4 protein-coding genes are annotated in these 5,845 nt (G+C 45.7%); all 4 read right to left on the bottom strand.

The genetic code is table 11. From position 1 onward, the window contains the following. Window positions 1-145: 145 nt before the first annotated feature. Window positions 146-1,099 (bottom strand): tRNA pseudouridine(55) synthase TruB, encoded by a 954-nt coding sequence (truB, locus tag CAG68_RS19040; RefSeq protein WP_161441514.1) that lies wholly within the window; start codon window positions 1,097-1,099, stop codon window positions 146-148. After that, window positions 1,099-1,494: a 30S ribosome-binding factor RbfA gene (gene rbfA / locus CAG68_RS19035; protein WP_161441513.1), complete on the bottom strand. Its 396-nt coding sequence runs from the start codon at window positions 1,492-1,494 to the stop codon at window positions 1,099-1,101. Before rbfA ends, truB begins: the two co-directional genes overlap by 1 nt. 114 nt (window positions 1,495-1,608) lie before the next feature. After that, window positions 1,609-4,320 (bottom strand): translation initiation factor IF-2, encoded by a 2,712-nt coding sequence (infB, locus tag CAG68_RS19030; RefSeq protein WP_161441512.1) that lies wholly within the window; start codon window positions 4,318-4,320, stop codon window positions 1,609-1,611. Window positions 4,321-4,342: 22 nt separating this feature from the next. Next, on the bottom strand, window positions 4,343-5,830 hold the full coding sequence (gene nusA / locus CAG68_RS19025) for a transcription termination factor NusA (protein WP_005380084.1): 1,488 nt from the start codon (window positions 5,828-5,830) through the stop codon (window positions 4,343-4,345). Window positions 5,831-5,845: the final 15 nt, after the last annotated feature.

Here is a 5,845-nt window from a genome sequence, read left to right as displayed (position 1 = left end):
ACATAATTCTCTCCTAATAAGAGTAGGTTTAAAGTTGTAGCAGCCAATCTCTGATTCAGCCGCTACGCGAAGCGCGGATTATAGGGAAATTTCCTATCTCGTGCAATATAAAAATACCGACACTCAGGTCGGTATTTTCAATCATTTACTTGGATGCAACGTCATCTCGGAACACGACCAATCGCTTAGGAGCGATTTTGCCATCTTCGTTCATTTCGCCAACGCCAATAAACAAGCGTTCTTCACCCATAGTAAGGCGAAGTGAGCCCTCTGTCGGAGCACCAAATACTTGAACGGGCTGCCCATGTTGGACCATATCCGCCAGTTCAGGCACCAAGTTGACTTCTGGTAAGTCTTCTACCGCTGTATCCATTGGCAAAAGCAGTGGGTCCAGTAGTTCTCGAGGCGCTCGTTCCTCGCGGTGAGCTTGCTCTAGCAACTCATTTAGTTGCTCAAGTGTTACCATATTCTCGTAAGGGTATTTAGCAACACCAGTACGACGAAGCATAGTTACGTGCGCACCACAACCTAACATTTCGCCCAGATCATCAACGATAGTACGAATATAGGTACCTTTAGAGCAGTGCACTTCCATCTCTACTTCATCGCCTTCAAAACGGTGAAGAACAATCTCATATACCGTGATCTTACGAGATTCACGCGGAACTTCGATGCCTTTACGAGCGTATTCATACAAGGGTTTACCTTGATACTTCAACGCAGAGAACATGGAAGGCACTTGATCAGATTCACCACGGAACTGATCGATGCACGACTCTAGCTTGTCTAACGTAACATCGACTGGACGCGTCTCTACAACTTCACCATCCGAGTCAGACGTATTGGTACGTTCACCCAGCTTTGCGATCACACGGTAGCGTTTATCAGAATCAAGAAGAAACTGAGAAAATTTTGTCGCTTCACCCAAGCAAATTGGCAGCATGCCTGTCGCTAATGGGTCCAAGGCTCCAGTGTGGCCTGCTTTCTCAGCAAAGTAGATTCGCTTTACTTTTTGCAGTGCATCATTGGAAGAGATACCTGTTGGTTTGTCCAACAGTATAACGCCATTAATTGGACGACCTTTACGACGACGAGCCATTATTCTTCGTCCTCACGACCAGAATCTTTTTGCTTTTGTTTGTCTGAACTAACGACTTCAGACACTAGGTTAGACATACGCATACCTTCAACAAGCGTATTGTCATAGTAGAAGCGGATTTCTGGCGTTAAACGTAGACGAATACGCTTACCTAACATCATGCGAATGTGCACTTCGTGCTCACGTAGCGCTGCTAGACATGATTCTGGTGTTTGCTCACCCACACACAGGAAGGTCACAAATACTTTTGCGTAAGCTAGGTCACGAGAGACTTCTACGTCTGAGATCGTCACCATGCCAAGGCGAGAGTCACGAACTTCACGTTGAAGGATCATCGCTAGTTCTTTTTGCAGCTGCTGTGCAACGCGCTGCGTGCGGCTAAATTCTTTTGACATATCTTTACTCTTATATAGAAAGAATGGGGGGTTGGTCAAAGCCAGCCCCCCATGGTGTATTCAACAACCAATTACTACTTATCTTTCAAAGACAATATTAGTAATTTTAGTCAATTAGTCTAGAGTACGTTTAATTTCAACGATTTCGAAGACTTCGATTTGGTCACCAACGCGAACATCATTGTAGTTCTTAACGCCGATACCACATTCGTAGCCATTCTTAACTTCTTGAACGTCATCTTTGAAACGACGTAGTGACTCTAGTTCACCTTCGTAAATAACAACGTTATCACGTAGTACACGGATTGGGTTGTTACGCTTGATCACACCTTCTGTAACCATACAACCAGCGATAGCGCCCAGTTTCGGTGACTTAAACACGTCACGAACTTCAGCAAGACCAATGATCTCTTGCTTGAATTCTGGAGCAAGCATACCGCCCATTGCTTGTTTCACTTCATCAATCAATTGGTAAATGATTGAGTAGTAACGTAAGTCAACAGCTGCGGCTTCAACAGCACGGCGAGCAGAAGCATCTGCACGAACGTTAAAGCCAAGGATGATGGCGTTTGAAGCTTCCGCTAGTACTACGTCAGTTTCCGTAATACCACCTACACCAGAACCAACGATGTTCACTTTAACTTCGTCAGTAGATAGCTTAACTAATGAGTCAGCGATTGCTTCTACAGAACCTTGAACGTCTGCTTTAAGTACAACGTTAAGTTCAGCAACTTCACCAGCAGTCATGTTAGAGAACATGTTCTCTAGTTTAGATTTCTGCTGACGAGCAAGTTTCACTTCACGGAACTTACCAGCACGGTAGTTAGCTACTTCACGCGCTTTACGCTCGTCACGAACTACTGTTGCTTCATCACCTGAAGATGGTACACCTGAAAGACCTAGGATCTCTACAGGGATAGATGGGCCAGCCGAAGTAATTTCTTTACCTAGCTCATCACGCATTGCACGAACACGGCCGTATTCTTGACCACAAAGAACGATGTCGCCTTTGTTTAGTGTACCTGATTGAACAAGTACTGTTGCAACTGGACCACGACCTTTATCTAGGCGAGATTCAACAACAACACCAGATGCCATGCCCTCAGCTACAGCTGTAAGTTCAAGAACTTCAGACTGAAGAAGGATTGCTTCTAGAAGACCATCGATGTTTGTACCCTGTTTAGCAGAGATATGAACGAACATGTTCTCACCGCCCCACTCTTCAGGAATAACGTCGTATTGAGCAAGCTCGTTCTTAACGTTATCTGGGTTCGCGTCTTCTTTATCGATCTTGTTCACAGCAACAATTAGAGGAACGCCTGCCGCTTTCGCGTGCTGAATCGCTTCTACTGTTTGTGGCATTACGCCATCGTCTGCTGCAACTACAAGAACAACGATATCTGTTGCTTGAGCACCACGAGCACGCATTGCAGTAAACGCTGCGTGTCCAGGAGTATCAAGGAACGTGATCATGCCGTTGTCTGTTTCAACGTGGTACGCACCAATGTGCTGAGTAATACCACCCGCTTCGCCAGAAGCAACGTGTGTGCGACGGATGTAGTCAAGTGTTGACGTTTTACCGTGGTCAACGTGACCCATGATAGTAACAACTGGAGCACGCGGAACTGCTTCCGCGTTAGTGTCACGGTCAGATAGTACCGCTTCTTCCAGTTCGTTCTCTTTACGAAGAACTACTTTATGGCCCATTTCTTCAGCAACAAGTTGTGCTGTTTCTTGGTCGATCACTTGGTTGATAGTCGCCATAGCGCCCATCTTCATCATTACTTTGATAACTTCTGTCGCTTTAACCGACATCTTGTTAGCAAGTTCTGATAGAACGATCGTTTCGCCAATTACAACGTCTTGCTTAGCAACCGTTGCTGACTTATCAAACCCGTGCTGCATTGAAGTCGGCTTAGCAAGTTTGCCCTTACGACCTCTACCGCCACGTTGGTTGTTACGGCTACCGCGAGCTTGGTCGTCTTTACCCGAAGCTGCTTTTTTCTTCTTACGACGACCGCCTTCTACTTTGCGATCTGCTTCATCTTCGGCTTCACGTGCGTATTGTGAAGTCGTTACATGGTAATCTGTATCTTCCATATCACCCTTTTTCTCTTCTGCAGCAGACCAACGCTCTTTATTCTTTTCAGCCAATTCGCGAGCTTCTTCAAGCTTGCGCTGACTTTCCTCTTCAGCCTTACGCTTAGCTTCTTCTTCCTGACGACGTTTAAGCTCGTCGGCCTCTTTTCGCGCTGCTTCTTGCTTAATTTTCTCTTCAGCATCACGCTTTGCTTTTTCTTCAGCATTACGTTGTGCATTCGTATCTACGTCTCGCTTCGCTTTTTCTTCAGCTTCACGTTTCGCTTTTTCTTCCGCTTCACGTTTTGCAGCTTCTTCAGCTTCACGTTTCGCAGCTTCTTCAGCTTCACGTTTTGCAGCTTCTTCTGCTGCACGTTTTGCTGCTTCTTCTGCTTCACGTTGTGCTGCTTCTTCAGCTTCACGTTTCGCTTCATCTTCAATTGTGCTGCGCTTCACGTATGTACGTTTTTTGCGCACCTCAACCTGAACATTCTTACTCTTACCACCACCCGCGTTCACACTAAGTGTACTACGAGTTTTACGCTGAAGCGTAAGGCGAGTCGGCTCTGAATCACCTGATTTATCACCGTGTTCTTTCTTTAAATGAGAGAGAAGCTTCTGCTTCTCTTCATCAGTAACATTGTCAGAGCTCGCCTTTTTAATGCCAGCGTCAGCAAGTTGTTCAATCAAGCGGTCGACTGGCGTACCAATCTCATCACTCAGTGCTTTAACTGTTAATTGTGTCATGCCGCTTCCTCCTTGCCGAAAATTATGCTTCTTCGCCGAACCAACAGATGTTACGTGCGGCCATAATTAGCTCACCTGCACGTTCTTCGGTCAGGCCTTCGATACCTTCTAAATCGTCAATACCTTGGTCAGCAAGATCTTCCAGTGTCGCTACACCTTTCGCTGCCAATTTAAATGCCATCTCACGCTCAAGACCTTCAAGTGCAAGTAGGTCCTCAGCTGGTTCTAGACCTTCAAAAGACTCTTCTTGTGCTAGTGCGATCGTCGTTAGTGCATCTTTTGCACGTCCACGAAGCTCTTCGATTAGTTCTTCATTCAAACCATCGATTTCTAGTAGCTCGTTAACTGGCACGTATGCGATTTCTTCTAGCGTTGAGAAACCTTCTTCAACAAGAAGTTGAGCGAAGTCTTCTTCAATATCTAGGTACTTCATGAAGTTTTCAATAGATGCTTGTGATTCTTCAGCGTGTTTCTTCTGAAGATCAGCAACTGTCATAACATTCAGTTCCCAACCGGTTAGTTGAGATGCTAGACGCACGTTTTGACCGTTACGACCAATAGCTTGCGCTAGGTTGTCAGCTTCAACTGCGATGTCCATTGAGTGTGCATCCTCATCAACGATGATAGAAGCAACATCAGCTGGCGCCATTGCGTTGATAACGAATTGAGCTGGGTTATCATCCCAAAGAACGATATCGATACGCTCACCACCAAGTTCGCCAGAAACAGCTTGTACACGTGCACCACGCATACCAACACACGCACCTACAGGGTCGATACGTTTGTCATTTGTTTTGACAGCGATCTTAGCACGAGAACCAGGATCACGTGCTGCGCCTTTCAGCTCGATAATATCTTCTGCGATTTCAGGCACTTCAACACGGAACAGTTCTGCCAACATTTCTGGCTTAGAACGAGTGATGAACAATTGGAAACCACGTGCTTCAGGCGCGACTTTGTAAAGAAGGCCACGTACGCGGTCGCCTGGACGGAAGTTTTCACGAGGAAGTTGGTCATCACGCAGGATTACCGCTTCAGCGTTATTACCAAGATCAAGCACGATTGTGTCACGGTTTACTTTTTTCACGACACCAGTGATTAGATCACCTTCATTGTCGATGAACTGTTCAACGATTTGTGCGCGCTCAGCTTCACGAACTTTTTGTACGATAACTTGCTTAGCAGTTTGAGTCGTAATACGGTCAAACGTTACTGATTCGATTTCGTCTTCTACGTAGTCGCCAAGCTCGATTGAATCATCTTCGTATTGCGCTGCTTCTAGTGAGATCTCTTTTGTAGGGTTCTCAACGTCATCAACAACTAACCAACGGCGGTAAGTTACAAACTCACCGGTTTTACGGTCAATGGCAACACGTACGTCGATTTCGATTTCGTATTTCTTCTTTGTAGAAGTTGCTAGAGCAATCTCAAGAGCCTCAAAGATACGCTCACGAGGTACCGCTTTTTCGTTCGATACCGCTTCTGCTACCGCTAAAATTTCTTTACTCATTGTATTTAGCCTCTA

The sequence above is a fragment of the Vibrio sp. V42_P2S4T144 genome (assembly GCF_009904715.1).
Classification (GTDB): Bacteria; Pseudomonadota; Gammaproteobacteria; order Enterobacterales; family Vibrionaceae; genus Vibrio; species Vibrio alginolyticus.
Note: the sequence above shows the minus strand (reverse complement) of the source record. Positions and strands in the feature narration are given on the sequence as shown.

Coding starts and splice junctions, on each gene's coding strand:
- rbfA (WP_161441513.1), bottom strand. CDS start 1,494: ATGTCAAAAGAATTTAGCCGCACGCAGCGCGTTGCACAGCAGCTGCAA.
- infB (WP_161441512.1), bottom strand. CDS start 4,320: ATGACACAATTAACAGTTAAAGCACTGAGTGATGAGATTGGTACGCCA.
- nusA (WP_005380084.1), bottom strand. CDS start 5,830: ATGAGTAAAGAAATTTTAGCGGTAGCAGAAGCGGTATCGAACGAAAAA.
- truB (WP_161441514.1), bottom strand. CDS start 1,099: ATGGCTCGTCGTCGTAAAGGTCGTCCAATTAATGGCGTTATACTGTTG.